32 protein-coding genes and 2 pseudogenes are annotated in these 26,269 nt (G+C 42.3%); 23 read left to right on the top strand and 11 right to left on the bottom strand.

What is annotated here, in order from left to right; genetic code table 11:
- Positions 1-127 precede the first annotated feature (127 nt).
- The 3 genes from IM475_RS22770 to rplU form a co-directional block, all read right to left on the bottom strand.
- Entirely contained in the window at positions 128-592 is a 465-nt protein-coding gene (locus IM475_RS22770; RefSeq protein ID WP_287729233.1) for a hypothetical protein, read from the bottom strand.
- A 147-nt stretch (positions 593-739) separates the two neighbouring features.
- The gene (rpmA, locus tag IM475_RS22765) at positions 740-1,009 is read right to left on the bottom strand and encodes a 50S ribosomal protein L27 (protein WP_002744094.1); all 270 of its coding nucleotides are present in this window, start codon (positions 1,007-1,009) and stop codon (positions 740-742) included.
- Positions 1,010-1,043: 34 nt separating this feature from the next.
- On the bottom strand, positions 1,044-1,433 hold the full coding sequence (gene rplU, locus IM475_RS22760) for a 50S ribosomal protein L21 (protein WP_002785944.1): 390 nt from the start codon (positions 1,431-1,433) through the stop codon (positions 1,044-1,046).
- Positions 1,434-1,628: 195 nt separating this feature from the next.
- Between rplU and murQ the strand changes: the two genes are divergently transcribed.
- From murQ to IM475_RS22715, 9 genes are all read left to right on the top strand, one after another.
- Positions 1,629-2,549 carry an N-acetylmuramic acid 6-phosphate etherase gene (gene murQ, locus IM475_RS22755; RefSeq protein WP_287729232.1) on the top strand — a complete coding sequence of 307 codons (921 nt, stop codon included), beginning with the start codon at positions 1,629-1,631 and terminating at the stop codon, positions 2,547-2,549.
- Between the two features lie 27 nt (positions 2,550-2,576).
- The gene (locus IM475_RS22750) at positions 2,577-4,067 is read left to right on the top strand and encodes a site-2 protease family protein (protein WP_287729231.1); all 1,491 of its coding nucleotides are present in this window, start codon (positions 2,577-2,579) and stop codon (positions 4,065-4,067) included.
- A gap of 180 nt (positions 4,068-4,247) precedes the next feature.
- Positions 4,248-4,613: a DUF4164 domain-containing protein gene (locus IM475_RS22745; RefSeq protein WP_287657242.1), complete on the top strand. Its 366-nt coding sequence runs from the start codon at positions 4,248-4,250 to the stop codon at positions 4,611-4,613.
- Positions 4,614-4,722: 109 nt separating this feature from the next.
- Positions 4,723-5,301 (top strand): esterase/lipase family protein, encoded by a 579-nt coding sequence (locus IM475_RS22740; protein ID WP_287657243.1) that lies wholly within the window; start codon positions 4,723-4,725, stop codon positions 5,299-5,301.
- 95 nt (positions 5,302-5,396) lie between these two features.
- Complete coding sequence (locus tag IM475_RS22735) at positions 5,397-5,756, top strand: ssr2422 family thylakoid membrane protein (protein WP_103112024.1); 360 nt, start codon at positions 5,397-5,399, stop codon at positions 5,754-5,756.
- 69 nt (positions 5,757-5,825) lie between these two features.
- Entirely contained in the window at positions 5,826-6,284 is a 459-nt protein-coding gene (rplI, locus tag IM475_RS22730; protein ID WP_287657244.1) for a 50S ribosomal protein L9, read from the top strand.
- Positions 6,285-6,383: 99 nt separating this feature from the next.
- Positions 6,384-6,968, top strand: coding sequence for a chromophore lyase CpcT/CpeT (locus IM475_RS22725; RefSeq protein ID WP_287657245.1), 585 nt, complete (start codon positions 6,384-6,386; stop codon positions 6,966-6,968).
- 22 nt (positions 6,969-6,990) lie between these two features.
- On the top strand, positions 6,991-7,794 hold the full coding sequence (gene xth, locus IM475_RS22720; RefSeq protein ID WP_287729230.1) for an exodeoxyribonuclease III: 804 nt from the start codon (positions 6,991-6,993) through the stop codon (positions 7,792-7,794).
- Positions 7,795-7,928: 134 nt separating this feature from the next.
- On the top strand, positions 7,929-8,483 hold the full coding sequence (locus IM475_RS22715) for a hypothetical protein (RefSeq protein ID WP_287729229.1): 555 nt from the start codon (positions 7,929-7,931) through the stop codon (positions 8,481-8,483).
- Here the strand turns inward: IM475_RS22715 and IM475_RS22710 are convergent, their stop codons facing one another.
- The 4 genes from IM475_RS22710 to IM475_RS22695 all read right to left on the bottom strand — a co-directional run bounded on the left by IM475_RS22710 (position 8,484) and on the right by IM475_RS22695 (position 10,692).
- Positions 8,484-8,801 carry a hypothetical protein gene (locus tag IM475_RS22710; RefSeq protein ID WP_159247704.1) on the bottom strand — a complete coding sequence of 106 codons (318 nt, stop codon included), beginning with the start codon at positions 8,799-8,801 and terminating at the stop codon, positions 8,484-8,486.
- A 122-nt stretch (positions 8,802-8,923) separates the two neighbouring features.
- Positions 8,924-9,814: a beta-carotene hydroxylase gene (crtR, locus tag IM475_RS22705; protein WP_104396875.1), complete on the bottom strand. Its 891-nt coding sequence runs from the start codon at positions 9,812-9,814 to the stop codon at positions 8,924-8,926.
- A 259-nt stretch (positions 9,815-10,073) separates the two neighbouring features.
- Positions 10,074-10,481 (bottom strand): PIN domain-containing protein, encoded by a 408-nt coding sequence (locus IM475_RS22700; RefSeq protein ID WP_287729228.1) that lies wholly within the window; start codon positions 10,479-10,481, stop codon positions 10,074-10,076.
- Complete coding sequence (locus IM475_RS22695) at positions 10,471-10,692, bottom strand: hypothetical protein (protein ID WP_193977033.1); 222 nt, start codon at positions 10,690-10,692, stop codon at positions 10,471-10,473. The genes IM475_RS22700 and IM475_RS22695 overlap by 11 nt, the downstream gene beginning before the upstream one ends.
- A gap of 374 nt (positions 10,693-11,066) precedes the next feature.
- Here IM475_RS22695 and IM475_RS22690 point away from each other — a divergent pair, with 374 nt between their 5' ends.
- The 13 genes from IM475_RS22690 to IM475_RS22630 all read left to right on the top strand — a co-directional run bounded on the left by IM475_RS22690 (position 11,067) and on the right by IM475_RS22630 (position 21,362).
- The gene (locus IM475_RS22690; protein WP_287729227.1) at positions 11,067-11,627 is read left to right on the top strand and encodes a PEP-CTERM sorting domain-containing protein; all 561 of its coding nucleotides are present in this window, start codon (positions 11,067-11,069) and stop codon (positions 11,625-11,627) included.
- 119 nt (positions 11,628-11,746) lie between these two features.
- Positions 11,747-12,046 carry a nucleotidyltransferase family protein gene (locus IM475_RS22685; protein WP_149989274.1) on the top strand — a complete coding sequence of 100 codons (300 nt, stop codon included), beginning with the start codon at positions 11,747-11,749 and terminating at the stop codon, positions 12,044-12,046.
- Positions 12,039-12,410: a HepT-like ribonuclease domain-containing protein gene (locus IM475_RS22680; protein WP_149976263.1), complete on the top strand. Its 372-nt coding sequence runs from the start codon at positions 12,039-12,041 to the stop codon at positions 12,408-12,410. The genes IM475_RS22685 and IM475_RS22680 overlap by 8 nt, the downstream gene beginning before the upstream one ends.
- Positions 12,411-12,499: 89 nt before the next feature.
- A complete protein-coding gene (locus IM475_RS22675; protein ID WP_172968171.1) occupies positions 12,500-12,664 on the top strand; it encodes a hypothetical protein in 165 nt (54 codons plus the stop codon).
- Between the two features lie 222 nt (positions 12,665-12,886).
- The gene (gltB, locus tag IM475_RS22670; protein WP_287729226.1) at positions 12,887-17,461 is read left to right on the top strand and encodes a glutamate synthase large subunit; all 4,575 of its coding nucleotides are present in this window, start codon (positions 12,887-12,889) and stop codon (positions 17,459-17,461) included.
- 94 nt (positions 17,462-17,555) lie between these two features.
- On the top strand, positions 17,556-18,704 hold the full coding sequence (locus IM475_RS22665; protein ID WP_287729225.1) for a Swt1 family HEPN domain-containing protein: 1,149 nt from the start codon (positions 17,556-17,558) through the stop codon (positions 18,702-18,704).
- A gap of 130 nt (positions 18,705-18,834) precedes the next feature.
- Entirely contained in the window at positions 18,835-18,972 is a 138-nt protein-coding gene (locus IM475_RS22660; protein ID WP_287729224.1) for a DUF4926 domain-containing protein, read from the top strand.
- A 150-nt stretch (positions 18,973-19,122) separates the two neighbouring features.
- Positions 19,123-19,371, top strand: a complete 249-nt coding sequence (locus IM475_RS22655) for a hypothetical protein (RefSeq protein WP_002738017.1) — start codon at positions 19,123-19,125, stop codon at positions 19,369-19,371.
- Positions 19,364-19,774 (top strand): type II toxin-antitoxin system VapC family toxin, encoded by a 411-nt coding sequence (locus IM475_RS22650; RefSeq protein WP_002750647.1) that lies wholly within the window; start codon positions 19,364-19,366, stop codon positions 19,772-19,774. The genes IM475_RS22655 and IM475_RS22650 overlap by 8 nt, the downstream gene beginning before the upstream one ends.
- A gap of 274 nt (positions 19,775-20,048) precedes the next feature.
- Positions 20,049-20,273: a C2H2-type zinc finger protein gene (locus IM475_RS22645; RefSeq protein WP_002748889.1), complete on the top strand. Its 225-nt coding sequence runs from the start codon at positions 20,049-20,051 to the stop codon at positions 20,271-20,273.
- The gene (locus IM475_RS22640) at positions 20,263-20,685 is read left to right on the top strand and encodes a putative toxin-antitoxin system toxin component, PIN family (RefSeq protein WP_287657265.1); all 423 of its coding nucleotides are present in this window, start codon (positions 20,263-20,265) and stop codon (positions 20,683-20,685) included. The genes IM475_RS22645 and IM475_RS22640 overlap by 11 nt, the downstream gene beginning before the upstream one ends.
- Before the next feature lie 78 nt (positions 20,686-20,763).
- Positions 20,764-21,003: a hypothetical protein gene (locus IM475_RS22635; protein WP_287657266.1), complete on the top strand. Its 240-nt coding sequence runs from the start codon at positions 20,764-20,766 to the stop codon at positions 21,001-21,003.
- The gene (locus IM475_RS22630; RefSeq protein ID WP_287657267.1) at positions 21,003-21,362 is read left to right on the top strand and encodes a putative toxin-antitoxin system toxin component, PIN family; all 360 of its coding nucleotides are present in this window, start codon (positions 21,003-21,005) and stop codon (positions 21,360-21,362) included. The genes IM475_RS22635 and IM475_RS22630 overlap by 1 nt, the downstream gene beginning before the upstream one ends.
- Here the strand turns inward: IM475_RS22630 and IM475_RS22625 are convergent.
- The 4 genes and pseudogenes from IM475_RS22625 to IM475_RS22610 form a co-directional block, all read right to left on the bottom strand.
- Positions 21,349-21,555 (bottom strand): annotated as a pseudogene (locus tag IM475_RS22625) (DUF433 domain-containing protein); the annotation flags it as partial. The gene IM475_RS22630 and the pseudogene IM475_RS22625 overlap by 14 nt on opposite strands.
- 217 nt (positions 21,556-21,772) lie before the next feature.
- Positions 21,773-23,392: an HsdM family class I SAM-dependent methyltransferase gene (locus IM475_RS22620; RefSeq protein WP_287729223.1), complete on the bottom strand. Its 1,620-nt coding sequence runs from the start codon at positions 23,390-23,392 to the stop codon at positions 21,773-21,775.
- Positions 23,385-23,642: an AccI family restriction endonuclease gene (locus IM475_RS22615; RefSeq protein WP_472406790.1), complete on the bottom strand. Its 258-nt coding sequence runs from the start codon at positions 23,640-23,642 to the stop codon at positions 23,385-23,387. Before IM475_RS22615 ends, IM475_RS22620 begins: the two co-directional genes overlap by 8 nt.
- Positions 23,643-23,875: 233 nt before the next feature.
- On the bottom strand, positions 23,876-25,642 hold the full coding sequence (locus tag IM475_RS22610; RefSeq protein WP_287729222.1) for a DUF262 domain-containing protein: 1,767 nt from the start codon (positions 25,640-25,642) through the stop codon (positions 23,876-23,878).
- Positions 25,643-26,131: 489 nt separating this feature from the next.
- On the opposite strand from IM475_RS22610, the pseudogene IM475_RS22605 reads away from it, so the two are divergent.
- Positions 26,132-26,269: pseudogene (locus IM475_RS22605) on the top strand (photosystem II D2 protein (photosystem q(a) protein)); the annotation flags it as partial.

The following is a 26,269-nucleotide window of genomic DNA, read 5'->3' as shown; positions in this document are numbered from 1 at the left end:
TGCTTCGCCCCTACAGGACGCGGAACCATGAAGACGCAAGGTTTTGAAGCACGATTCTCTCAGAATCTTGCACCTGTTTCGGGAGAAAAGCCACAAAACCTCTACCTTGCCTACATTTCACATTTATTCAGCAGACCCTAACTAAATCTCTCAGATTTTGATTGTCAAAAATTGCTCGAGCAGCGGGGGAAATCTCATGAAAGGCATGGAGTCGCCAAATAGAATTAACCAAGGCTTTTCTTTGCTCCATATCTAGGGCTAAAACTTGCTCGTGACTTAAACTCGCCGGTAGATTTTCTGCTTGAATGCCTTCAATTCTTAATCCAGGGATAGCCGATTCTAGGAAAAATAAATCGGCTAATTCTGCTACTAAATTATTGATCGCCGTTGCGGGAATTAAATCTTTGACAATACAATAACCCAATTCTCGCCAATGGTCGAGGAGTTGATATTCTCGTTCGGAAATTCGCCGTTGTTGACGAGCTTTTTGCAGGGATTTTTCCGCTCGCGAGCGATCTAACCAGGGTAATTCGGCAGTAGAATCGAAAGACCAGGGCAAATTTTTTAAGATATCGGCAATTTTAAAAATCATGGTGAGTCCATCTTTTCCGAGCTACTTTCGGATTATTTTAATCCATGAGTGTTCGATCTACCCTGTCAACAGATATAAATTATCTGAAAAAACCCCCTAGGATGAGTTAGGAGGTTACAGGGAAAAAATTAATCAGAGTTGATGGAATTAACTGGCGCTAACTTCAGCAGGATAAACGCTAACTTGACGGCGACTTTTATCCTTGTATTCAAATTTGACCACACCATCAATTAAAGCGAATAAAGTATCATCGCCACCACGACCAACATTTTTACCCGGGTGAACTTTAGTACCTCGTTGACGGATGAGAATATTTCCCGCTTTTACCACTTGACCACCGTAGCGCTTAACGCCTAGTCTCTGGGAACGAGAATCGCGTCCGTTGCGGGTACTACCCGTACCTTTCTTATGAGCCATAATTTCTCTCCAAATGCTTTTTTGATTCTAAAAGTTATTCTTCTTCATCGCTACTATCTTCCACAACTTCAGCACCGGAGGTAGCAGCAGTGGCGACTAGGGTCTTACCGTTATAATTGATTGAATCAATCATAAAACGGGTAATTTCTTGACGATGACCGCGTTTTTTACGGGTTTTCTTTTTCGGGCGCATTTTATAGACAATAACTTTTTTGCCCCGACGATGTTGCATGACAGTCCCTTCCACGGTGGCCCCTTCGATAAAGGGTTGACCGATGCTAATATCATCCTCATCATGGATTAATAGCACTTTGTCGATGGTATGGGTACTTTGTTCATCGACGGGAAGAAGTTCAATATCGTAATAGCGACCGGGTTCCACCCGAATCTGTTTGCCACCGGTCTCAATAATCGCGTAACTCATAAATTTTCTGCGCTCGTTTTGCCGTACAGGTAGCCGAAAAAAATTCCAGCTTTTGTGCTAATGTCTTCACCTGATCCGAGCAGGAATTGACACAATTTACCATTGTCTAATATTCGGGCGGCAATTGTCAAGCTTTTTACCCACCGATTGGCTATATACTGAAAATAATCTTACGAAAAGCTCAATTAAACCGTTATGGAACAGTGGGAAAGCAGAGGACACCTGTTAACCGAACAAATTAACCCAAACAGCCTAAATTTAGACCAATTAAACCCGCTCGAATTGGTGGATCTCTTCAATCAGGAGGATGCCCAAACCATAAAAGCGATCGCCATGGCCCGGCAAGAATTGGCCCTAGCAATCTCCCTGACCAGTCAAGCTCTGGCTAAAGGTGGTAGACTCTTTTACATTGGGGCGGGAACCAGTGGCCGGCTGGGGGTTTTGGACGCGGCCGAATGTCCCCCCACCTTCTGCACTCCCCCGGAATTGGTACAGGGAATTATTGCCGGTGGAGCGGCGGCGCTGGTGCGTAGTTCCGAAGATTTGGAGGATAAAGCGGAAGATGGGGCGGCGATTATTGCCCAGCGAGAAATTCACGAATTAGACGTGGTAGTGGGGATTACCGCCGGGGGTACCACCCCCTACGTTCACGGGGCTTTACAGGCGGCAAAACAGCGGGGTGCGACGACGATTGCCATTAGTTGTGTCCCCGCCGAACAAGTGGAGATTCCTGTGGATGTGGATATCCGCTTATTGACCGGACCAGAACTTCTGGCCGGCTCCACCCGTCTGAAAGCGGGAACGGTGACGAAAATGGCTTTAAATATCCTTTCCACAGGGACAATGGTCATGTTAGGCAAGGTTTACGGCAACCAGATGGTCGATGTGGCAGTTACTAATCATAAACTCCATGACCGCGCCCTGCGGATTATCTGTAACCTTAGCGATATTAGTCGTGAGGAAGCGGCAATTTTACTGGAAAAAAGTGGCCGCCGGGTTAAACTGGCTTTGTTAATGCAGAAAACGGGACTTTCGGCGGCGGCAGGACAAGAATTGTTACAAAAGCATCGAGGGCAATTACGGGCCGCCCTGCAAGCTTATAATCAAATTGATTGATAAAAACCTATTGATTTTGACTTTCCTATGGTTAATATTTCTTCGGAAATTGCTGCGGTCGCTGTTATTTTCCTCGTCGCTGGTGCTATCTTGACTTGGAGTTTTTATCGAGCTAAACCCTACGGCCAACTGGGAATTTTACCTTGGTTACAATCCCTGGTCTTAATAGCTCCTTGGTTAATTTTTTTCGGGCTATTTGCGGCAGGAATTTATCTCAATCTAGCGGTAATTCTCTTTTTACTGGTTGCTTCCACAATTATCTATATTTATTTGGGCAACCGTTTACGCTTACTGAAAACCAATCAGATAATTGAACCGAAAGTTAACCAGGCAGTTAGCCAGTCCGTTACTCCTCTAGAAACCCCGGCAGCGGTGACAGCAATTGTGCCGGATGTGATGCCAATTCCCGAAGAGGATTTAAAAGTTATTCAGAGTATTTTTGGGATAGATACTTTTTTTGCCACCGAGACTATCTCTTTTCAGGAAGGGGCAATTTTTAAAGGCAATTTACGGGGAGAACCAGATATCGTTCACTCGCGCTTAACCCAGAAATTAAGTGTTCATTTTGGCGATAAATATCGTTTATTTCTGGTGGAAGGAACCGAGGAAAAACCTGTGGTAATTATCCTTCCCAAAACTAACGATCCTAGTCCTGCCACTCTTGCTCAAAAAAATCTCTCTTTAGTTTTGTTAGTAGCCACCATTGTCACCAGCTTAGAAGCGGCGGGAATTTTATTGGGTTTTGATTTGTTTAGTAATTGGCAGAGATATCGAGAAGCAATTCCCCTGAGTTTGGGTTTATGGTCGGTATTAATTGCCCACGAAATCGGTCATCTAATTATCGCTAAACGCCATAATGTTCGTCTCAGTTTACCCTATTTTCTTCCCACTTGGCAGATTGGTTCTTTTGGGGCGATTACTCGTTTTGAATCTTTATTACCTAACCGCAGTGTCCTATTTGATATAGCTTTCGCTGGTCCTGCTTTGGGAGGTTTGGTTTCTTTAATCTTGTTAATCGTTGGACTGACTTTATCTAATTCTGCCAGCCTTTTTCAAATCCCTAGTACCTTTTTCCAAAGTTCAATTTTAGTGAGTTTTTTAGCGCGGATAGTTTTGGGCGACGAGTTACAAAATGCCGTTATCTCCGTGCATCCTTTAACTGTTATCGGTTGGCTAGGATTGGTGATTACCGCCCTTAATTTACTGCCTGCTGGACAGTTAGATGGTGGCAGAATTGTTCAGGCTATTTATGGTCGCAAAATTGCCCGCCGCACCACTGTGGCTACTTTGGTTATTTTGGGCATTATTTCCTTAGTTAATCCCAGTAATCCGATTCCTCTCTATTGGACAATTTTAGTCGCTTTTTTACAAAGAGAGTTGGAAAGACCGAGTTTAAACGAGTTAACCGAACCCGATGACACCCGCGCCGGTTGGGGTTTATTACTACTCTTTTTAATGTTGGCGACTCTGATTCCTTTAAGCCCTAGTTTAGCGGGACGGTTAGGCATCGGTGGCTAAATACTTCCCCGAAATTCTTGCCATTGATTGCCGTCAAAAAAAAGCTTGACAAAAACTCAAGTCTTGACTTATAATTTTATTATAATGGGAATCCGTGTCCGCCTATAGACCCCTGATTTTTCCGTAAAATATAGCCTCCAGCATTTACCCCTGAAGATTTGACTTTTGGAGTTGCTCAAAATGTCTAACGAAACTGTCACTTATTCCCTAGAAGCTGTCCTGACAAGGATTGAGGGGAAAATCGACTCTCTAGAAAAACGCCTTGACGAGAAAATCGACTCTCTGGAAAAACGTATTGACGAGAAAATCGACTCTCTGGAAAAACGTATTGATGAGAGATTTGACAAGATAGAAGACCGGTTAACTAAAGTAGAAATAGGACAGGCCGAACTCAAGGGAGATATTAAAGCTTTAGACGAAAAAATCAATGGATTAACTGCAAGGGTTGCCTATCAGGAATTCACCAATCGAGGAATTCTGATAGCATTGGTAGTCGCTATTTTAGGAGGTGCCGCTAAACTTTTTGGTTTTTTCCCTAATCCTTAGAAGTTGCCGGTAGCCGTACCTAGTAGATAGGCTCTTCCCAAAAATTTTTCGCTCATTACCCCGATCATCCGTTAGAATAGATTCAGAATTTAAGGATAAAACCTCATCTATGAATCCCGTTGTTTTGGTGCATGGTTTTCTGGACACTACTGCTGTTTTTAAACCGATGAGCGAGTATTTAAACTATCATGGTTGGCAGGTGCATAGTTTTAATTTAATTCCCAATCATGGTTACGAAAAGTTAGAAGTTTTAGCCAGTCAGGTGGACAATTATATCGAGAAAAACTTTGCTAAAGAGCAGAAAGTAGATCTGATTGGGTTTAGTATGGGAGGCCTAATTACCCGCTACTATCTGCAAAGATTGGGAGGAGTGGCAAGAGTGCAACGTTACCTAAATATTTCTGCACCGAATCGAGGCACTTTAACCGCGTATAGTTTACCCTTAGATGGGATTAGACAAATGCAGCCTGGAAGTCAATTTCTAGAGGATTTAAATCAAGATTGTCAACAAATTTTAAATAAAATTAAAACCACAATTATCTGGACTCCCTACGATTTAATGATATTTCCCGCCTATAGTTCCCGTTTATCGGTGGGCAAAGAAATTTCGATTCCCGTATTGCTTCATGCTTGGATGGTCAAAGATAGCAAAGTTTTAACAACAATTAAAGAGACCTTATTAGAATAGAAATACTGGTTGTCTCCAATACCGGAACAAGGTCAAAATATTATCAATAAAAACGTTAATTATCATCAAAAAAAGCTTGACTTAGGGTTATAATTGTGCTAGGCGATCAAATTCCCCAAGGTGTCACCATGTCCACTCAAGAACCCACCCTAACCGATGTTCTCAACGAACTGAAAAGCTTCCAAACAGCAGTAAATCAACGTTTTGAGGCGATAGATCTACGTTTTGAGGAAATAGACCAACGTTTTGATGCTATGGGGCAACGCTTTCAGGAAATAGACCAAAGATTAGACAAGCTCGACTATAAATTTGACACCTACGAAAAAGCCTCCGAGAAAGTGCTGAGATTAGCCACGACAATTATTATTGCAGCCGCCACCGTAGCGGTTTTACCCTCGGCCTTTCAGGCAATCGGTCCCCTATTAACCCAAATAATCGCCGCCGGCAATAACTAACTTGTGATCAAGATTTGACGATTGCATGGTATGATAGGGGTTTTGGAACTATTGTTTTAGGTCAAGATCATGGCGAAACGAATGCAGGTTATCCTCAATCAAAAAGTCAGCAAATTAGGTGAAAATGGCGATGTGGTGGAAGTAGCCCCCGGTTATGCGCGCAATTACCTTATCCCCCAAGGTGTGGCCGTTTTAGCCACCAAAGGCGCGATTAAACAAGCAGAATTTAGGAAAGAAAAAGAGCGTCAACGTCTCCTCGCCGAAAAACAAGAAGCGGAAACCAGAAAAACTGCGCTCGAAAAACTCAGTCCCTACAGCATCCCTAAACAGGTGGGTGAAAATGAGGCAATTTTCGGTACTGTCACCAGTCAAGATGTGGCTACGGTTATTCTAGAAAATGCTAAATTAGAAATCGATCGCCGTGGTATTACCGTCCCCGATATCGGTCAATTGGGAGTCTATAAAGTACAAGTGAAACTCCATCCCGAAGTTAGTGCCGATATCGAAATTAAAGTAATTGCACAATAACAATTGTCGGGGCATAGTTATCAGTAATCGGTGAAAAATTATCAGAGCAATTAACTAGCTGATGGCTGATAGCTAATAGCCATTCACATCTCAAAAATTATGACTCATCCCACGGATATAAAAACCCTAGCGCGCTGGATGGCGGCGGATTTTAGTAATCAAGAACAAGCTTTTGCTAATCCGCCTTTTTTTGCCCATATTCGCGTGTGTATGCGCCCTTTGCCCGATGAATTACTGAAGGGAACCAGTTTATTTTTAGAGCAGGCCTACGATTTTATGCTCAATACTCCCTATCGTTTGCGAGTATTTAAATTGTCGGTAGTCGATGACCATATTGAACTAGAAAACTTTAAAGTTAAAGAGGAAGCTAACTTTTTTGGTGCTTCTAGAGAACCCCAGCGTCTCAAAAATCTCAGCTTAGAACTATTAGAACCGATGGCGGGTTGTGATATGAATGTAACTTGGACAGGTAACAGTTTTAAAGGGGTGGTGAAACCGGGTAAACAATGTTTAGTCTTTCGCAAAGATAGAATGACTTATTTAGATAATAGTTTTGAAATTAGTGAACGGGGATTAATTAGCGTTGATCGCGGTTTAGATCCCGAAACCGATCAATTAGTCTGGGGTTCGATCGCCGGTCCGTTTGAGTTTGTGCGTCGCAGTAGTTTTGCTGAGGAAGTGTGAGAAAAATTCTTGGTTTTTAGCTATGAAAATCGCCACATGGAATGTCAACTCGATTCGCAGCCGACAAGAGCAGGTAATTAACTGGTTACAACTCAATCCCGTTGAGGTTTTATGCTTGCAAGAAACCAAGGTAATCGATCGAGATTTTCCCAGAGAAGCTTTTGAATCTTTGGGTTATCATCTCTATCTTTCTGGACAAAAAGCCTATAATGGTGTGGCGATTTTTAGCCAGAAACCCATGGACGATATCACTGTGGGATTTAGTCCCATTATCGGAGAAAATTTAACAGGAGAACTAGACGAACAGAAACGGGTAATTACTGGAGTAATCGGCGATATTCGGATTATTAATCTCTACGTTCCTAATGGTTCTTCCCTAGATAGTGACAAGTATATTTATAAGCTTAAATGGTTAGAAACTCTCAGGAAATATCTAGATAAAATAATTAATTCTCAACCCCAAGAATTATGTATCTGTGGTGATTTTAATATTGCCTTAGAAGATAAAGATATTTATGATGCCAAGGGCAAAGAAAATCATATTATGTCTTCAGCTAAAGAAAGAGAAGCTTTAGAAAAGGTCTTAGAAATTGGCTTACAAGATGCCTTTAGAAAATTCACATCGGATCCAGGACATTATAGTTGGTGGGATTATCGCAGCGGCGGTTTTGCTCGTAACCGAGGTTGGCGAATTGATCATCTTTATTTAACTCCTCAGCTATACGAAAAAGCCGTTAATTGTCTGATTGATCGAGAACCCAGAAAACAAGAAAAACCTAGCGATCATACCCCTGTTATTCTGGAAATATCAAGCAAAAATAGCTAAAGGATCAACCTAGACTTTGCACAGCCATAATTTTGCTCTCTTAGCTTCCCTAACTAGGGACTTTCAGCTTGAGGATTTATTCGGTAACGAGAAAATGCTATGATTCGGGTTGAATTTACCAAGTTTATTAAATTATGCGTTCTCCCCAATTAATTGTTCTATTGCTCGGTTTATCCCTTCTCCCCAGCATCTCCCCCGCTTTTGTCCACGCTAATCCCTCGATAGTGCCGGTGAAACAATCGAGTAATCGCGATGGGGGACAAACAATCAAGGAAGCGGAAATTAAAGCAATGATTCAAGACATTGAAACCGCTATTAAAGATAAAAATATCGCCCTAATCCTCAAACACTATGCCCCGTTTATTTCCTCGCAATTGACCATTAAAACCGATGCTAGTACCGAAATTTTTGAGTTAAATGGCATCACGGAACATAAAATATTTTTAGAGGAATCCTACAAAAATATTAAAAGTATAGAGGTTCTTTCTGAGAATTGGGACGTGGATATTCTTGCAAATAACGAGATGGCGATTATCACTCGCGAGCGGGTAGTCAATATTACCAACACCGAGGGTGATAACTATATAGTGGCATCGGAAGCGGTGGCTAAAGTCGCTCCCATCGACGGCAAATTGAGGATATTTTCCATTCAAGAAACCGCCGAAGTGGGACGCAGACCAAAAAAATAATTAACTTCTCCTGTTGGGACTGGACCAACCCGACTCCCGCCGTCTTCTTCCCTCGATAAAACCGTCATCGTAGTCCCTAGAATTGCGCGGATTATCATAGCGGGCAAAGTTAAACCCGTCCTCTAGTCCGCGCTGAAATTCTTGCTCTGGTGGCACAAATCGATAACGTTGTCTATTATCCTGTACCGCCCGGTTGATTAACAAGGCCCCCGCTCCAATACCCACGGCCTCACCAAAGGTTAAAGACCTAGCATAATCGATGTTAATTGTCAAGAAAGTTGTTGTTAAAATTAAGGCTTTTCCCCAATGCTGACCCATAAAATCCTCCTTAAAAAAATCAAGTTGACAAAGAAACCATTACAGATACAGAGTTTCTCATAAAATCGACCACCGACTTCCCAAAACGGAAACCTTGTACCTCACCATTACGATAAGTGAGATCAAGAAGTTTTAGAAGAATGGGAGTGAAAGCGAATCCCCAAAAAGACATCGTAGAGGAAACTCCAGAAATTCTTACCTTGCAGTAAACCTAAAGACTGTTCACACTCTTTTGCGTCTAAAAGCGGTTTAGTGGCATAGTATGCCGGTTGGTATTTGTACCAGGGAATCGACGGCCAAAGATGATGCACTAGATGATAATTCTGTCCTAAAATCAGCAGATTTAAGAGGGGACTGGGGTAAACGCGGGCATTTTTCCAACGATTGCGCTCTTGGAAAGGACGATGGGGGAGATAATCAAAAAATAAACCGAGGGCAATTCCCACCACTAAAGCAGGAACAAACCAAAAATTCATCACATAGCTGATAAAACCGTATTGACAGGCGACGATGACTATGGTAGCCACAAAAAGACGACTGAGGAACCATTCCAGCAGTTCGTATTTCCGCCAGAGTTGCCGCTTAAAAAAGAAAATCTCGTGATAAAAAAATCTGGCCGCAATCATCCACAAAGGGCCGCCAGTGGAGACAAAATGATCTGGATCATTTTCGGGATCGTTAACGTGCGCGTGGTGCTGTAAATGGACTCTAGTGAAGACCGGAAAGGCAAAACCGAGCATTAAAGCACTGCCATGACCTAAAATAGCATTAAATAGCCGATTACTATGGGCAGAATTATGAGAGGCATCGTGGATAACTGTCCCCGATAAATGTAAAGCGAGGACATTAGCACTAAAACAAATCCAGTCGGGCCAGGACCATAGCCAATAGCCACAGGTAGATAGGGTTATTAGGCTCAAGGCACTGAAAAACATGGTAACGTTTGGGTTGAAGCCCCCCGGTGCTTTTAAATACTCTTTGGGGACTGTCAGCAACATCTCGGCCGACTGCATTATGGGTGTTGCTCCTTATTGTGTTCGCTTTACTGGCGTAAATTATCATACTACGGCTTTTTCATAAAGTTTTGTAACATTATCTTAATTAATCTAACCTCTGAAGAAAGTAAGGATTTGTTATATGGTCTTCCCCCCTCAGTCCCCGAAGGAAAAGCGAGGCTACAAGAGAAAATCACGGGCACTTAACGCCAGTTTCGCACTTAAACGATTAAAAAATTCGGCTAGAGACTCGGCTTGAGAGGGAGCGATCGCACGATTAACCAAAGGGATTAACGATCATCAATTGATTCTCGATTCGCTGACCATCTTGTAAATCTTCACTGTAGAGAATTTGACAGCCCGCTTCCAGAGCGCTGGCCAGTATTAAACTATCAAAGTAACTATATTGATAACGTTCCGCTAGATTCAATGCCATCTCTATCGTATTAACAGAAACGAGGACGATTGGGAATCCCTCGGAAAGCTCTTGTACAGCTTCTCGAATTTGCGAATAGCTTAGGGAAAATTTCCGGTTTAATACATTTATCGTTTCATTTAAAACCTGTGTACTAATCCAAGCCTCACCCGATCGAACACAATCAATCGCTCGCTGTCGTTTATCCGGCTCATCCTCAGAATACGCGTAAATTAAGACATTAGTATCGAGAAAAACTTTATCGGGCATTAGCCTCGTCCCGATCGAATCTAAATCCCCGTGTATTTAAAGAAATCGCCTCGAACATCGTTTTTTCAGTTTTCTGGCTCGGATCGGGGACGATTTCCGAGTCATCCAAAACAATCACCCGTATCATCTTACCTTCCCATTGAGAAGAATATCGGGGGGGAACGCTCACTTGACCGTCATGAATAACCGTCCTAAATTCGATCGCTTCCATACATGGCTCCAATTAAACCCTATCTCTACTTTAGCTCCAGAGTTAGGCGACCGATTAAATCCTATCAGGGGAACTGGGACAACGGGAACACCGAAACGGAGACTATAACTATTTCAATGCTAGTTATTTTGTTTGTCTTTGGCCAATGACAAGAGCGATCGGCGGCTAGAGTATTTCTTTGATGATGGGAACTATAACCCCCCGCACCCCAGAAAAGCGCACCACTTCGCCGCTCTCTTGGCAGATCCCCCTCAATCCCCAATCGAGTAATCAATAGCTAGATGAAGCATAATAAATATAAATAACAAAAACCTTGACAAAATCGGGGGGGGGGTAAGATTTGGCTAGATTTTAAACAAATTCAAGTCAGAATTATGTCCCTGAAAAAATCCTTCAACAAACCCCTAACCGTCGCCCTCGCCACGGTAGCCACCGCCACCCTCGCACCGGTTGCCAGCGCCGCAACGTTTAACTTCTCCTTCAGTAACGTGGGAGGCCCAGTCTCCGGAACCGTACAGGGGACGCTCACCCTACCAGACGGAGATGGAACAAATTTGGCCGCCACTTCGCTGATCGTGACTTCCGCTCCCTCCGCCCTAGGCTACACGCTCCCCTTTGATGTTCTGGCGAATCCTACTGTTGTATTCGATAATAGTTTTACGGTCAGTGGCGGGGTGATTACCGCGAGTTCATTTGTCGCTGAGAATAATGATGCCGATACTTTGGCTCTAAATTTTTTCCCTGGCACCTTCGGGAGTTTATTCTCTGTCCAGGGATCAATAGCTCCATTCAGTGGTGTCGTCGATCTCAATAGTACAACCCTAACCTACTCTCCCGCCGCTCCTACCACCGTTCCCGAACCAGCGACGGTTCTCGGTTTACTCTCCGTTGCCGGGGTGGGTTTATTGTGCAAAGGCCGGAAACTAGAAGGGTAATTTTGACCGACTAAAAATTAAATTGATTGGGAACGGGTTGTGCGATTGTGGCAGCCCGTTTTAGTCTTTGATCAGGATCGAGAGATCGATCGCACGATTAACTAAAGGGAGTAAATTAGATGGTAGATAAAATCACTGCCAACGAGATATTGGAACATTTACGAACCCTGAAACCCGAACTGGAGGAACGATACGCGATCAATCGAATCGGCATTTTCGGCTCGGTAGCCAGAGAGGAAGCCCGACCGACGAGCGATATAGATATAGTGGTATATATGCCCCCCAATCTGCTTAAAAGAGTCAGACTAAAAGCCGAACTAGAGAACCTATTCGGACGGGAAGTGGACGTGATCCGCTATCGGGATTCTCTGAATCCTTACCTCAAGGCACGGATCGATCGAGAGGCCATCTATGTGTGATCGATCGCTTCTATTCGAGTTATTACTAGAGCTTGAAGAGGCGATCCGCCGGATCGAGCGGCGATTTACCCGGATTCAAAAAGCCGATGATTTCATCGCCGATGATGATGGACTCGATCGATTGGATGGCATTAGTATGATGTTGATTGCGATTAGTGAAAATATTAGAAGACTCGATCGGCTAATGGCAGAGAGTTTAGCGAATCGCTATCCGGAAATTCCCTGGTCGGAGATTAAGGGAATCAGAAATATTCTCGCCCACGATTATTTTGACATCGATCCGGAGGAAATTTATCGGATTTGTAGCGAGGATCTGGCGATTTTGAAGCGGGTACTCGGGAAAATACGTCACGACCTCTTGTAATTATCGAATTGTCCCAATCAAACTGCTCCGCTCGGTCTTCACCCCGACATTTTTGATCAGGTTAAAAATCGCTTGGAGGGCTTACGGTGATGGAAGAAAAAGAAACAGGACTAAATGAACGGGAACTAGAGGAAATTCTGGAAATGGCACGGGATGCGGCGGAAAAAGCCCGATCGATGTGCGAGGTAATTACAGAAAATTCAAAAAAATGGCGAGAAAGAGCAGAAAGAATCAATCGAACGGGATCGAGATAGCGATCGCTCTTTCTCTTAATTGTAAAAGCGATCGAACCCGGGCCAGAAAAGCGATCTCGATCAGGGGGTAAAGCAGCGAAAGGAACCCTTGTCACATCGAAACATTTCCTTAAGATATAAGACCGAAGGTCCAGTCTGGATACAGAATTGATATACCTAGAATCGCTACTCTGGCTCACCCTCTAGGCCATTCCCTTCCAGACTGCTAGGCTATTAGACAAGATGAATAACAATCAAACTCCACGGAAACAAGGACTATACGATCCCCAATTTGAACATGATGCTTGTGGTGTCGGTTTTATCGTTCATAAAACGGGTAAAAAGTCCCACGATATTGTTGAACAGGCCTTAACAATTTTACTAAACCTCGATCACCGTGGCGCGTGCGGTGCGGAAAAAAATACGGGCGATGGGGCGGGTATTTTATGCCAAATCCCCGACCTATTTTTCCGGAAAGTGACCAGTAATCTAGGTTTTACCTTGCCGGCAGCGGGACAATACGGGGTGGGAATGCTCTACACGGCCCCTGATGCCGAAATTCGCGGGAAAAGTCGCCAGGAATTCGAGAAAATCGCCGCCGAAGAGGGGTTAAAAGTTCTCGGTTGGCGTGATGTTCCCACGGATAACTCCAGTTTGGGTAATTCGGCCAAATCTACCGAACCCTTTATCGAACAGGTTTTCATCGAACGCGATGCCAATTTAAGCGATGATCTGGCCTTTGAACGCAAATTATACGTTATTCGCAAGCGTTCCCACCTCAATCGTCAATCTTTTAATCGTTACTGGTATCCTTGCAGTATTTCTAGTCGTACCATTGTCTATAAAGGGCAATTAATGCCGGTACAGGTGGGTGACTATTTCCCCGATTTACACGACCCCGACTTTCAAAGTGCTTTAGGATTAGTCCATTCCCGTTTTAGTACCAATACCTTCCCCAGTTGGGAACGCGCCCACCCTTACCGTTATATTGCCCACAATGGCGAAATTAATACCCTGCGAGGTAATATTAACTGGATGCACGCCCGTCAGTCGATGTTTGCCTCACCCTTATTCGGGGAAGACATCAAAAAAATCCAGCCGGTTATTAATATCGAGGGTAGTGACTCCTTAATTTTTGATAATGCCCTAGAATTAATGGTTTTATCGGGGCGTTCTCTTCCTCACGCTGTCATGATGATGATTCCTGAACCCTGGGCAGCCCACGAATCGATGAGTGATGAGAAAAAAGCTTTCTATGAATACCATTCCTGTTTGATGGAACCCTGGGATGGTCCGGCCTCGATCGCTTTTACCGATGGTACGATGATGGGAGCAGTGTTAGACCGCAATGGTTTACGTCCTTCCCGTTACTATGTCACCAAAGATGACCTAGTAATTATGGCATCGGAAGCGGGAGTTTTACCCATTGAACCGGAACGCGTCGCTTTTAAAGGTCGTCTGCAACCCGGCCGGATGTTCCTTGTGGATATGAAAGAAGGTCGTATCGTGGCCGATGAGGAGATAAAAGAAGGTATTGCCAAAGCTCATCCCTATCGCCAGTGGTTAAACGAAAATTTAGTCAATTTAGACGATTTACCGGCCGTTGAAACTGCCCCACCTGAAACTGCTGTTTCCCTAATCCAACAGCAAACCGCTTTCGGTTACACTTTTGAGGAATTACGTCTTTTATTAGCCCCCATGGGCCGGGATGGAGTGGAAGCAGTGGGTTCCATGGGTTCCGATACACCCCTAGCCGTCTTGTCCGATCGGCCAAAACTGCTTTATGATTACTTTCAGCAGTTATTCGCCCAAGTCACTAACCCCCCGATTGACTCGATTCGCGAAGAAATTATCACCTCTCCCATCACCACTATCGGTGCGGAGAGAAATCTCTTGGATCCGCAGCCCGAAAGCTGTCACCTGATTAAACTTAACTCTCCCATCCTCACTAATGCCCAATTAGCGCGTTTACAGGGCAATAGCGAATTTAAAACCGTGACTATTCCCATTCTCTTCGATCCCACTTCGGGAGTCGAGGGAATGCGTAGCACAATTGAGGCAATTTGTCAAGAGGTGGACGAGGCAATTTTAGCGGGCGCGAGCATTATTATTTTAAGCGATCGAGGTATCGATAAAAATCACGCCCCGATTCCCTCACTGCTGGCGGTTGCCGGTTTACACCATCACCTCATCCGGCAGGGAACCCGCACCAGAGTCGGCCTTGTCCTGGAATCCGGCGAACCCCGGGAAGTGCATCACTACGCCCTTCTCCTCGGTTATGGTTGCGGTGCGATTAATCCCTATCTAGCCTTTGCCACCCTCGGCAGTATGATCGAGGAAGGATTATTGGTAGGAGTTGACCACCAGACCGCCTGTAAAAACTACATAAAAGCCGCCACCAAGGGCGTAATTAAAGTGGCCTCTAAAATTGGCATTTCCACCCTGCAAAGCTACCGTGGGGCGCAAATATTCGAGGCTATCGGCTTAAATCGATCGGTAGTTGATCGCTATTTTACTTGGACAGCTTCCCGCATTGAAGGGGCCGATTTAGCAATTATTGCCAAAGAATCCCTACTCAGACATGGCCACGCTTTCCCCGACCGGGATGTTAATGTGCATACCCTCGATATTGGCGGTGAATATCAATGGCGTAAGGACGGGGAAGCCCATCTTTTTAGCCCAGAAACCATTCATACCCTGCAACAAGCGGTAAAATTGGGCAAATACGACCTCTTTAAGAAATATTCCCAACTGGTCAACCAACAGAATCAAAAATTCTTCACCCTGCGGGGATTATTAACCTTTAAAAACCGGGAAAGTATCCCCATCGAAGAAGTGGAACCGATTGAAGCGATTATGAAACGCTTTAAAACCGGGGCCATGAGTTACGGGTCCATTTCCAAAGAGGCCCACGAATCCCTCGCTATTGCCATGAATCGTATCGGTGGCAAGTCGAACACCGGGGAAGGGGGCGAAGATCCCGAGCGCTACACTTGGACAAATGAACAGGGAGACTCGAAAAATAGTGCCATTAAACAGGTAGCTTCCGGCCGTTTTGGTGTCACCAGTCTTTACCTCTCCCAAGCGCGAGAATTGCAGATAAAGATGGCCCAGGGGGCAAAACCGGGGGAAGGCGGTCAATTACCGGGTAAAAAAGTCTATCCTTGGATTGCCAAAGTCCGTCACTCCACCCCCGGAGTTGGTTTAATTTCTCCCCCACCCCACCACGATATCTACTCGATTGAAGACCTCGCGGAGTTGATTCATGACCTAAAAAATGCCAATCGTGCGGCCAGAGTGAGCGTAAAACTGGTTTCTGAGGTGGGAGTTGGCACAATCGCCGCCGGAGTCGCTAAAGCTCACGCCGACGTGGTTTTAATCTCTGGTTTCGATGGTGGGACCGGTGCCTCACCCCAAACCTCGATTAAACACGCGGGTTTACCCTGGGAGTTGGGACTAGCAGAAACCCATCAAACATTGGTGTTAAATAATCTTCGCAGTCGCATTGCGGTGGAAACCGATGGCCAGATGAAAACCGGCCGCGATGTGGTGGTGGCGACCCTATTGGGGGCCGAAGAATTCGGTTTTTCGACCGCGCCACTGGTGACGTTAGGCTGTATTATGATGCGGGTTTGTCATCTTAATACCTGTCCGGCGGGGGTAGCGACCCAGGATCCGTTATTACGGAAGAATTTCATCGGAGATCCCGAATATACGGTGAATTTCATGAAATTTATCGCCCAGGAAGTGCGGGAAATTATGGCCGAATTGGGATTCCGCACCTTAAATGAAATGGTGGGGCGAACTGATGTATTAGAGCCAAAACAGGCTGTAGAACATTGGAAAGCGAAAGGAATTGACCTAACTCCAATTCTCTATCAACCGGAGGTAGATGCAGAGGTAGGGCGTTATTGTCAGATTCCCCAGGACCACGGTTTAGATAAGTCCTTGGATATAACCGTTTTACTGGATTTATGCAAGGATGCCATTGAAAAAGGCGAAAAAGTCAAGGCGACACTACCGATTAAAAATATTAACCGCGTGGTGGGGACGATTTTAGGCAACGAAATCACTAAACGTCACTGGGAGGGTTTACCGGAAGATACCGTACATCTCCATTTTCAGGGCAGCGCGGGGCAGAGTTTCGGTGCTTTTGTTCCCAAAGGGGTGACACTGGAGTTAGAAGGGGATGCCAATGATTATGTGGGTAAAGGTTTAAGCGGTGGCAAAATCATCGTTTATCCGCCCAAAGGTTCCACTTTTGTGGCCGAGGATAATATTATCATCGGTAATGTGGCTTTATACGGCGCAACCAGTGGTGAGGTGTATATTTCCGGGGTTGCTGGGGAACGTTTCTGTGTCCGCAATTCTGGAGTTAATACGGTGGTTGAGGCTGTTGGCGACCATGCTTGCGAGTATATGACGGGGGGTAAAGTCGTTGTTTTAGGGCCCACCGGTCGCAATTTCGCCGCCGGGATGAGTGGTGGTGTCGCCTACGTCCTCGATGAGTCGGGGGATTTCGCCACTCGTTGCAATACCCAAATGGTAGCTTTAGAGGCGCTAGAAGGGGAAGAAATCGACGATTTACGCGAGTTAATTCAACGCCATGCTGATTACACCCAAAGTCAAAAAGCGGCACTGGTTTTAGCAAATTGGTCGGAAATGTTGCCCAAGTTTGTTAAAGTAATGCCCAAGGATTATAAGCGGATGTTGCAGTGTATTAAAGAGGCGTTAGATTCCGGTTTAACTGGCGATTCTGCTCTCGATGCCGCTTTTGAAGCCAACGCCCGCGATGTGGCAAGGATTGGCGGTAGTTAGAGGTTAAGGGGGGCTGAATAAGCCCCTTTTTTTTCAATAGACAAGTTAAAATAGAGGGTAGATGTTGTTTATAGACCTAACTCCTGTCATTCCAATGGACACACAAAACAATTTTCTCACCTTTGAAATTTTTGCATTTGACACTTCTAATCAATCTCATATCAAAACTCCTGATAATTTAGTCTATCTTCTCGCCTCGAATGATTCATTTTGGAAGGGAACACAACAAATAGATTGTAACAGTCGCCAAATCAAGGATAATTTTATAGAAATTACAGTAAATCCAATTAAATTTGATCAAGACAGCAAAGATAAATGTATTACAGGTTTTTCAATTGTTGTAAAGGGAGAATATGGTTGTTTAGAACCTCAACGTATTCCAATTTTAAATTTTTTCAAAGAACAAAAATTAGAAACACTGTATATAGTAAAAGACGAAATTTCTGAGCAGATTGCTGTTCAAATTTATCCTTATATTTATCGTGTGGAAAACCATTTAAGAGCCTACATAACGAAATTTATGACAACCAAGATAGGAGTGAATTGGTGGACAACGGGATCCCCCCAAGATTTTAGCAGGAAAGTTAATGACAGAAAAAATAATGAAACAAAATTTGCAAGCTGTATTGACAATAAACTCTATCTGATAGATTTTGGTAATTTAGGTGAGATTATATACAAGCTTTCATCTGGTTGTATAACCAAAGAGGATTTAATTAAAAAAATTGATAGGCTTGCAGAAACTCCCGAAGCAATTCGTAAATTAAAAGAAGAAATTAAAAGCAACTATGATAAGTTTTTTAAGGAATCATTTAAAGACAGAAATTTTCAATCTAATTGGGAGGAACTGCATAAAATCAGAAACAAAGTAGCTCATAATAATCTTTTTACCCAAAAGGAGTTGGACGAAGCCCAAAAAATATACCAAGACTTAATTCAAACAATCGAGAACGCAGAGCAGAAACTTGAAGGACTGATATTAACTCCTGAAGAAGTAGGATTAATACAAGAAGAAGCAAATTCTATAGAAGCTAGACAATATCCCATCGAAAAATTGATGGATATAGTAGGAAAGTTACCATCCGAAAAATTTATGGATCCATTAAGCCCATTAAGAAAGTCACCATCCGAAAAATTTATGGATCCATTAAGCCCATTAAGAAAGTCACCATCCGAAAAATTTATGGATCCATTAAGCCCATTAAGAAAGTCACCATCTGACGTTAAAAAAATGATAGATTAATACGAGCGAGATAGGAAAGAATTTATTGAAAACAAGAGAAATTAATGAACGCAATTTATGAACTTTATTCCGATGTAATTTTACTACAAAACATTCCCGAAGAATGATTATCCGCAGGAGGCGTGGGACATTGGTAGAAAAACATCAAATTGAGGGATTACAAACGGGGTATAGTGTCGAGTTTTTCGAGAGGTTGGGAAAAACGATTACTGTTGTCACCATGGCCGAAAATTCCCTCCGTTTCCCCACCCACGAGGATCGACCTTGACTCTACAGGACTGATATTTTCCCATCTTTAGCAGAATATCGGCATCTAGAAGAGGGTGCGATCGTGCGGTAGTTATAGTTGAGAGGGTGTGTTACACTAGCCTTAAGGCACTGTGTAGGCCGTAATCGAATTACTTCTCAACAATCCATTATGATAAAAAATCTACGAGTTAGTTATGATGGAATGGTTTTCCGTCCCGAAGAAAAGATTGAATTAGAACCCAATACCCATTACATCATCCAAATTATTTCTCGGGAAGATCCACTAGAAAATAACCATAAAAATGCTTGGGAACTGTTAGAAGAAATGGCTGGCACCTATGAAGCTCCAGAAGATTGGTCAAGGGAACACGATCATTATTTATATGATACTCCCAAAAGAAATATAAGCGATGAATAAGTCCAAACTTTTTTTAGATACGGTCTTTATCCAAGCAATTCTCAATCCTCATGATCAATATCATCAAATTGCTATGCAGTTCCTCCCCTATGTAAAAAATGCAACAGCAGTTTGGGTTACTGAAGCCATTTTTATGGAGGTTGGTAATGCTCTTAGTCATTACAATCGTCCTAAGGTTTCTGCCTTTATCAAGCAATGCTATCAAACCGATAATTTATTCGTTGTTACTATCACTTCTACTCTTTTTCAAAAAGGCTTAAAGCTCTACGAATCAAGATCTGATAAAAGCTGGGGATTAGTAGATTGTTTTTCTTTTATTGTTATGGAAGAAAATCAAATTACCGACGCTTTAACTTCAGATGTTCATTTTATTCAAGCAGGTTTTCAAGCTTTACTACGATAATTAATTAGCGATCACCATTTAGTTAAAGATATAATTTTACGGCAAGCGCGAAGATGAAAGGACTTTCTAGTCCGATAATTTCTCGATTCTAACTGATCGACGCAGAGAAGGGATAGGCGAACAGAAAACCCTCTCCATTAAGGACCCGTGTTAAACTGATTAATTATGCTGGTGTCTAGAAGCGACCTATGCCGAACTTAACCTTAAGCAACGAACAAGTGATCGAATTAGTCAAACAACTTCCCGAAGCACAGCAAGGATGAGCCTTAATAATATGAGCAAAATTTCGATCGAAGTCAGTCCCGAAGCGGCAGAAGTCTATCAATCCGCATCCCCAGAGGAACAAGAACGCGTCCGGGTTCTTGTCGATTTGCTAATTAGAAAGCCAGTTAACAGCGATATCGATTTCTTGAGAAAACTAATGGACGAAATTAGTGATGAGGCGGAAGCTAGAGGATTAACACCCGAAATCCTAGAATCTTTATTAAATGAGCCTTGAATACTATTTCGTTTTCGATACAAATGTTTTAGTAAGTGCGCTTCTCTCTAAAAACGGTAAAGCTCGTCAGGCATTAGACAAAGCCCAAAATATCGGCAAGCTTTTAATGTCCGAATCTACTTTGTTAGAATTGATCACTGTTTTCAATCGTCCCAAATTCGATAGATATGCCTCATCAGCAAAAAGGCGGCTATTTATAACGGCGATAGAAAGAACCGCGGAAATTGTCGTGATTCGAGAGAAAATCAAGGTTTGCAGAGATGAGAAAGATAATCAGTATTTAGAACTAGCGATCGATGGTCAAGCTACCTGTATTGTAAGCGGCGATTCTGATCTATTAGTTTTAAATCCATTTCAAGAAATCCCAATTTTAACGATTCAAGAATTTCTAGATCATGACTTTTCCCGTTAGCGATCAGTCCCCCCACCCACGAGCCAGCTAAAGACTCATGTTAAAATCGTTAATCATGCTGGTGTCTAGAAGCGACCTATGCCGAACTTAACCTTAAGCAACGAACAAGTGATCGAATTAGTCAAACAACTCCCCGAAGCACAGCAACAGGAACTATTTAGATTCCTCATCCATCGTCAGTGGGGAAATATGGAAGCTATAACCGATTACGGAAGCCAACAGGCAAAAATCGTCGCAGCAGAACGCGGCTACGATTGGGAGACAATGACCGAAGAGGAAAGAGAAGAATTTATCGATGAAATCGTTCACGAGAAGTAGTGATTTATACTGTTGTCTTCGACACAAATATTCTCATATCTGCCGCGCTTTCTAAAAGCGGTAGCCCGAATAGTTGTTTTTCCCTAGCCCAAAGCAAACTGATTCGATCGGTCACTTGTCCAGAAATTTTACAGGAATTATCCGAAAAACTGCTACTAAAAATCAAATTTCCTGAAGAACCAGTTAGAAAATACATCGAGGAAATTTGTGAGGCTTCTAGCATTGTTTCTATAGGTGGAACACTGAGAGCCGTTCCCAACGATCCTGACGACGATATGATCATAGAATGTGCGATCGTTGGCAAGGCGACCCATATTATCACGGGGGACAAACATCTTCTCTCACTTCTAGCCAATTAGTGAGGTACTCACCGATCTCTTGTTTGTTGTGAAGATAATAGAGAATAGTGGCATAAACCTGTTCTCGGTTTAATGATAGGTAAGTTTTGGCAATTTCTTCAGGTGTTCGACTACGGTAAATATAGTCATACAAAACTGTTTCAATGCCAATTCGTGTATTTTTTATGCGAATGTCATTGGCAGCGAGAAAGATAAACTAATCTTCTAGTTGCATAGTTTATCTCTCCAGAATGTTAAAACTAAACCGAAATAGCATCGCCCTGTTTGGGAAACTTTTCTTTAATATAGCGGAGCAGAGCTGACGCAATACCATGATTGTAAATTTTCTTAAATTGCTGCCTTATCTGGCATTATACCTGATCAGAATCTGCTCCGAGACAATCAGTTGCGTTAAAACAAAATAGGGCGCGTTACATTTTATTAACCCACCCAACCAGATCGGCGATCGCACTATGGAGCGCAGCGGAATTGCCGTCCGGTGCAGCGCATTGTTGGGAGTCCATAAGTCTTTTGATCAGAGCATTACTCATGAGAATTGCTTTTTGGTGATCATTTTGTGCAATACTAATTACTTCTTCAGCATCTTCATCACTGAGCATTTCAAATTGTTTCTGGCTTGGACATAAGCTATCATTCAAATCCCTTGGTTCAAACTTGTCTAATTCATCACCATAACTTCGTTTATTGATTTTTATTATTTCCTGTCCAATATCACTGAGCAAATACACAAATAATTTATTAATAAATTGTTCTCCGAATTTATTTGGATAAAAGGAATGAAAGCAGGTAAAATTTATTGCTGTTGTGAAGTTGCGTATTACTTTTAACCTGCCCCTGCTGAAGACACCGAATAAAATTGGAGCCGGTTTTCTCTTTTCAATTTTGTACCAGGTGTTCCTTGTTTTTGTAAGATACCTCCCATGATATCCCAATTTTTCGCCTTCTTTTATGTAATTTCGTATTTCATAGTTGTCGTGATCTTTTACATCTAAACAATAGACTGGCTTATCCTCATTGTATAGTATATTAAAATCATGCTCAGTAAATACTGCTTTGCGGATTTGAGAGCTTTTTGTAATACACTTACAAATATTATTATCACTCAACTTCCGTTGCTCAATTTTTGATTTTTTTAACGCAAAAAATTCATTTGCGCCAGTAGCAATACCTCTCGTAAACGTACCGTATAGGGACAACTTACAGAAGCCATTTGGCGATACTTGTTCAGTGAACAATGATGAAATGATAGGTGTCCACTTTTTGTTGTATGGTAAATTCGATGGTTCGATTTCCCACTGATAGAATTTACTAATATCAGATATTTTATCTATTTCATCAATTTTTTTGATCTGTAAAATTTTAATGGTTTCTTTTTTTCCGTCATTTTTACAAAGAAGCACACAAACGGTTGTCGTTGCCTCTGGGAAAATTTCTTTTTCATTGGCAAAGATTATTATTTGCTTCAATAAATGATTTTCAAGGAGACTTTTTTTGATTTCTTTTCCGTAGCCAGTATTAAAAAATTCAAAAGGCATAATATACGCCAAGTTACCATTGATTTTAAGTTCTCTTAAAGACTTGACAAGGAATACGGAAGAGATATTAGAGTAACCGATAAGTTTCTTCCCTATTTTTTCTTCAATTTTTGGTAATATATCATGACGCTTAAGAAATTTCTGAAATCGCATATATGGTGGATTACAAATGATACCGTCAAATTTTTCAGTTTCAGCTTCGAGGTAATCACTATTGATAACTCTCAAATAAGGACTGTCACCATTACGATTGAGAAACTCAAATATATTTCTATCAATCTCATATCCAATGAAATTTACTTGATTACCTGAAGGTGTTTTTATTGCTTCATCATAAAAAACGCCTAAGCCAAACGCTGGGTCTAATACTGTTTCTGGATTATCTTTTAAAACCCACTGTACCATGAGGCGAGCAACGCACATAGGTGTAAAAAACTGACCGTAATCCTTCCTATGATTAAGTGGAGTTTCAGCTATATATTTTAACTCACGCATTAATAACATCCCTTAGAAATATTTTATTATCAAGGTATCCCTTGCCGCCTGCAAAAGTCACATAAAAAAGCAGACGCCCCCTGTCTAATTCTTTCAGAGCCGATTTATGTTCAGGCATATCAATTTTTCCAATGACTTCTTTCCCAATTTGCCCATTGATCTTGATCGTAGTTTTGCCTTGATTTTTTACATCTCTTTCTATTGAAAAATTATTTCCATCATTGTTATCGTTTGAGACCAGTGCCAAAATATCCTTGATTGTAAATTTTCTTAAATTGCTGCCTTATCTGGCATTATACCTGATCTGAATCTACTGCGAGACAATCGCTTGCGTTAAAACAAAATAAGGCGCGTTACATTTTATTAACGCACCCAAAAAGATCGGAGATCACACTCGTTGCAATGTGCTCCCTTACAACGCATTTCTAGAGATTTTACCCCTTGTGTAACCCATTAAGGAAGGGAGGAAGACCCTCCCTTTTTTCATTCCAAAGCCGCACAAAGACAAAGCTCACCATATGCTATCAAATCTTCTGTCTGTAGAAATTCTAAGAACTTGTCTAAAATTTTCTGGGTACGATCAATTACTTGTTTCTCTTCAAATTCGCTGTAACCAATGAGATCAGCTATTTCAGCAATTCTACTCGCATCTTTGTTTTTTCCTCCTCGCTTTTTACCGCTGTATATTTTCTTCTTATCTTCGAAGTGATAATCAGAAGCCCTAATATTTATACTAGCCTCAAGTAATATTTTGTTGCCTAAAGAATCAATATTCGTCTCCGATTTGAGTCCGTTTTCTATTTCTTGGCGCTTCTTCGAATAAATATGCTCTAAGTGGTAAATTTCTTTAACATCAAGAAGCTGTTGATTTGGAAATGTGAAGGCATACCATGTAATCAGGGAGCGAGTGATGCTCCTCTGATTAGTAAACACATAGTTTTCAAAGAATGAGCGTGTTTGCACATGGTTGAATTTGTACTTAGAAAAAGTTGCATCAGTACCATTTACAATGTTAACCATCTCATCATATATGGGGGTACGCAACGCATTTACGCCAGGGTTTGTAACAGCATAAGCAAATATGAAGGCTGTAATTCTATCTAAAAACTTGCTGAACTTTGTATCTTCCAACATCCCATCATCTGTTCTGTTCTGCAAAAAATACACTGATGTTATGTTCTGCCACATACTATTAGGTGCATAGTTTAACACAAAAAGCTTCTTAAGAATATTTTCAGAAAATCGGATTTTGTCTTGGTTAAAAACGCTTTCCCAAAATAGGGCAAGAGCTTTTAGCTCGTCAATTGTATGGCGTTGTTTTAGATACTGATACTTATTGCGTTCATAAAATTTTCGCAGAGCTTCAGTTGTTGAGCTTTTGTTCCCTTCTTTAGCACGCAAAAAATACATATAACGTGCAAATAGCTCATCCATTGGTGTGCCAGTGATTGGTTTGAACACCGAGCCTGTTATTTCTTCAAGCCTTTTCCATTCAGAAATAAACTCATCTTTATTGCCGAGCGTGCTATAGTATTTGTAGAATTGAGCCTTGAATATGTCTGCATCTGATAGTGGTAGACCACGATCATTAAGCGTCGAAAAAATACGAAGAGCCGTGTCTTGTGACTCTGCTTCAATAGGCAGAAAGATACAATTACCTAAAGTACGAGCAGGTAAATAAGGGAACAAACCAGGAAATTCTTGCAAAAAATTGTCAATCTTTTTCTGAAAGAATTGATAGTTTAGGATATATTGACTCTTGGCACCTTGTTTAACTATTCCCGTACGTAGCAGTTCAAGTAATTCTTCTTTGTCATTATCTGTGGCGACATCCGAATCAATTTTTAGCGTATTCTTATCGGCTGTGCCGAAAGTATCCGTTTTCCAGATGCATTTCTCAATGCGATCACGAGTACGTATTGAGTTTGTATCCTGCATATTGGCGAACTTATCATAGAATGCTCGCAACATAAGCATTAGGGTTGTAAGCCGCTGCTGGCCATCAATAACCTCTGACTTACCATTTTCGTTTTTATAAGTAACAATAGAACCAAGAAAATACTCTTCATTCTCATCAAATGCTTCGTAGTTATTGTCAGGGAAAGAGAATAAAAAAATATCATCCCACAACGTTTGACATTGCTCTTCATTCCAAGCATAAGGACGCTGGTAGTCGGGTATGAGAAAATCAGCTTTTTTGTCTGACAATAGCTCAATAATCGTTTTTTGATCTACATTGAGTTTTGACATCTTATTCCCTATTGTTGAGAAGCCCAGCCATCAATTATACCGCTCCCTGCGGTCGAGCAACCTCCTCTATTATAGTATCCCACTTCCATCGGTCTAACACCCCTTAATAGGACTTAATAGCGCACCGTGCGGTTTAATCACCTCAATTTGGGGATAATTACCGCACAGAGGTGTCCAGCATTCCACTCAAGACGTGAAGACGACAATACCAAGCAATTGAGGCGGCATATCTCCCCATCTCCCCAAATCCCCCCGCAACGCGCACGAAGTGGTCTCCTCCCGCAACGCCCAGCAAGTGGTCTCCCGAAAAAATTTTAGATTTTCTTAAGATCGACCCAAAAAACATTAGCCATTTTTTCCAATATAGTGTAAGTTAAGAAAAGTAAAGATTTCTCACAATTCTTCTACACATCTGCTGGCCTGCTCGGATAGATGGAGGAGAGAGGGCGGAATCTTAGCAATAATATACATTTTTCGGAGAAAACCCCCATGACCATTGCTGTCGGACGCGCCCCAGAAAGAGGGCTGTTTGATGCTCTCGATGACTGGCTCAAAAGAGACCGTTTCGTCTTCATCGGTTGGTCTGGTTTACTACTCTTCCCCTGCGCCTTCATGGCCCTAGGTGGA

This window comes from Microcystis sp. M061S2 (assembly GCF_020245605.1).
Taxonomy (GTDB): Bacteria; Cyanobacteriota; Cyanobacteriia; order Cyanobacteriales; family Microcystaceae; genus Microcystis.
Note: the sequence above shows the minus strand (reverse complement) of the source record. Positions and strands in the feature narration are given on the sequence as shown.

What these genes read in the sequence shown, in the direction of transcription:
- IM475_RS22645 (WP_002748889.1), top strand. Translation starts at nt 20,049, where the DNA reads ATGAGCAAAATTTCGATCGAAGTCAGTCCCGAAGCGGCAGAAGTCTAT.
- IM475_RS22750 (WP_287729231.1), top strand. Translation starts at nt 2,577, where the DNA reads ATGGTTAATATTTCTTCGGAAATTGCTGCGGTCGCTGTTATTTTCCTC.
- IM475_RS22690 (WP_287729227.1), top strand. Translation starts at nt 11,067, where the DNA reads ATGTCCCTGAAAAAATCCTTCAACAAACCCCTAACCGTCGCCCTCGCC.
- IM475_RS22770 (WP_287729233.1), bottom strand. Translation starts at nt 592, where the DNA reads ATGATTTTTAAAATTGCCGATATCTTAAAAAATTTGCCCTGGTCTTTC.
- IM475_RS22725 (WP_287657245.1), top strand. Translation starts at nt 6,384, where the DNA reads ATGACTCATCCCACGGATATAAAAACCCTAGCGCGCTGGATGGCGGCG.
- murQ (WP_287729232.1), top strand. Translation starts at nt 1,629, where the DNA reads ATGGAACAGTGGGAAAGCAGAGGACACCTGTTAACCGAACAAATTAAC.
- IM475_RS22655 (WP_002738017.1), top strand. Translation starts at nt 19,123, where the DNA reads ATGATAAAAAATCTACGAGTTAGTTATGATGGAATGGTTTTCCGTCCC.
- IM475_RS22745 (WP_287657242.1), top strand. Translation starts at nt 4,248, where the DNA reads ATGTCTAACGAAACTGTCACTTATTCCCTAGAAGCTGTCCTGACAAGG.
- IM475_RS22695 (WP_193977033.1), bottom strand. Translation starts at nt 10,692, where the DNA reads ATGGAAGCGATCGAATTTAGGACGGTTATTCATGACGGTCAAGTGAGC.
- IM475_RS22620 (WP_287729223.1), bottom strand. Translation starts at nt 23,392, where the DNA reads ATGCGTGAGTTAAAATATATAGCTGAAACTCCACTTAATCATAGGAAG.
- IM475_RS22685 (WP_149989274.1), top strand. Translation starts at nt 11,747, where the DNA reads ATGGTAGATAAAATCACTGCCAACGAGATATTGGAACATTTACGAACC.
- IM475_RS22740 (WP_287657243.1), top strand. Translation starts at nt 4,723, where the DNA reads ATGAATCCCGTTGTTTTGGTGCATGGTTTTCTGGACACTACTGCTGTT.
- IM475_RS22640 (WP_287657265.1), top strand. Translation starts at nt 20,263, where the DNA reads ATGAGCCTTGAATACTATTTCGTTTTCGATACAAATGTTTTAGTAAGT.
- IM475_RS22650 (WP_002750647.1), top strand. Translation starts at nt 19,364, where the DNA reads ATGAATAAGTCCAAACTTTTTTTAGATACGGTCTTTATCCAAGCAATT.
- xth (WP_287729230.1), top strand. Translation starts at nt 6,991, where the DNA reads ATGAAAATCGCCACATGGAATGTCAACTCGATTCGCAGCCGACAAGAG.
- IM475_RS22665 (WP_287729225.1), top strand. Translation starts at nt 17,556, where the DNA reads ATGGACACACAAAACAATTTTCTCACCTTTGAAATTTTTGCATTTGAC.
- IM475_RS22635 (WP_287657266.1), top strand. Translation starts at nt 20,764, where the DNA reads ATGCCGAACTTAACCTTAAGCAACGAACAAGTGATCGAATTAGTCAAA.
- IM475_RS22710 (WP_159247704.1), bottom strand. Translation starts at nt 8,801, where the DNA reads ATGGGTCAGCATTGGGGAAAAGCCTTAATTTTAACAACAACTTTCTTG.
- rplU (WP_002785944.1), bottom strand. Translation starts at nt 1,433, where the DNA reads ATGAGTTACGCGATTATTGAGACCGGTGGCAAACAGATTCGGGTGGAA.
- crtR (WP_104396875.1), bottom strand. Translation starts at nt 9,814, where the DNA reads ATGCAGTCGGCCGAGATGTTGCTGACAGTCCCCAAAGAGTATTTAAAA.
- rpmA (WP_002744094.1), bottom strand. Translation starts at nt 1,009, where the DNA reads ATGGCTCATAAGAAAGGTACGGGTAGTACCCGCAACGGACGCGATTCT.
- IM475_RS22675 (WP_172968171.1), top strand. Translation starts at nt 12,500, where the DNA reads ATGGAAGAAAAAGAAACAGGACTAAATGAACGGGAACTAGAGGAAATT.
- IM475_RS22715 (WP_287729229.1), top strand. Translation starts at nt 7,929, where the DNA reads ATGCGTTCTCCCCAATTAATTGTTCTATTGCTCGGTTTATCCCTTCTC.
- IM475_RS22700 (WP_287729228.1), bottom strand. Translation starts at nt 10,481, where the DNA reads ATGCCCGATAAAGTTTTTCTCGATACTAATGTCTTAATTTACGCGTAT.
- IM475_RS22610 (WP_287729222.1), bottom strand. Translation starts at nt 25,642, where the DNA reads ATGTCAAAACTCAATGTAGATCAAAAAACGATTATTGAGCTATTGTCA.
- IM475_RS22680 (WP_149976263.1), top strand. Translation starts at nt 12,039, where the DNA reads ATGTGTGATCGATCGCTTCTATTCGAGTTATTACTAGAGCTTGAAGAG.
- gltB (WP_287729226.1), top strand. Translation starts at nt 12,887, where the DNA reads ATGAATAACAATCAAACTCCACGGAAACAAGGACTATACGATCCCCAA.
- rplI (WP_287657244.1), top strand. Translation starts at nt 5,826, where the DNA reads ATGGCGAAACGAATGCAGGTTATCCTCAATCAAAAAGTCAGCAAATTA.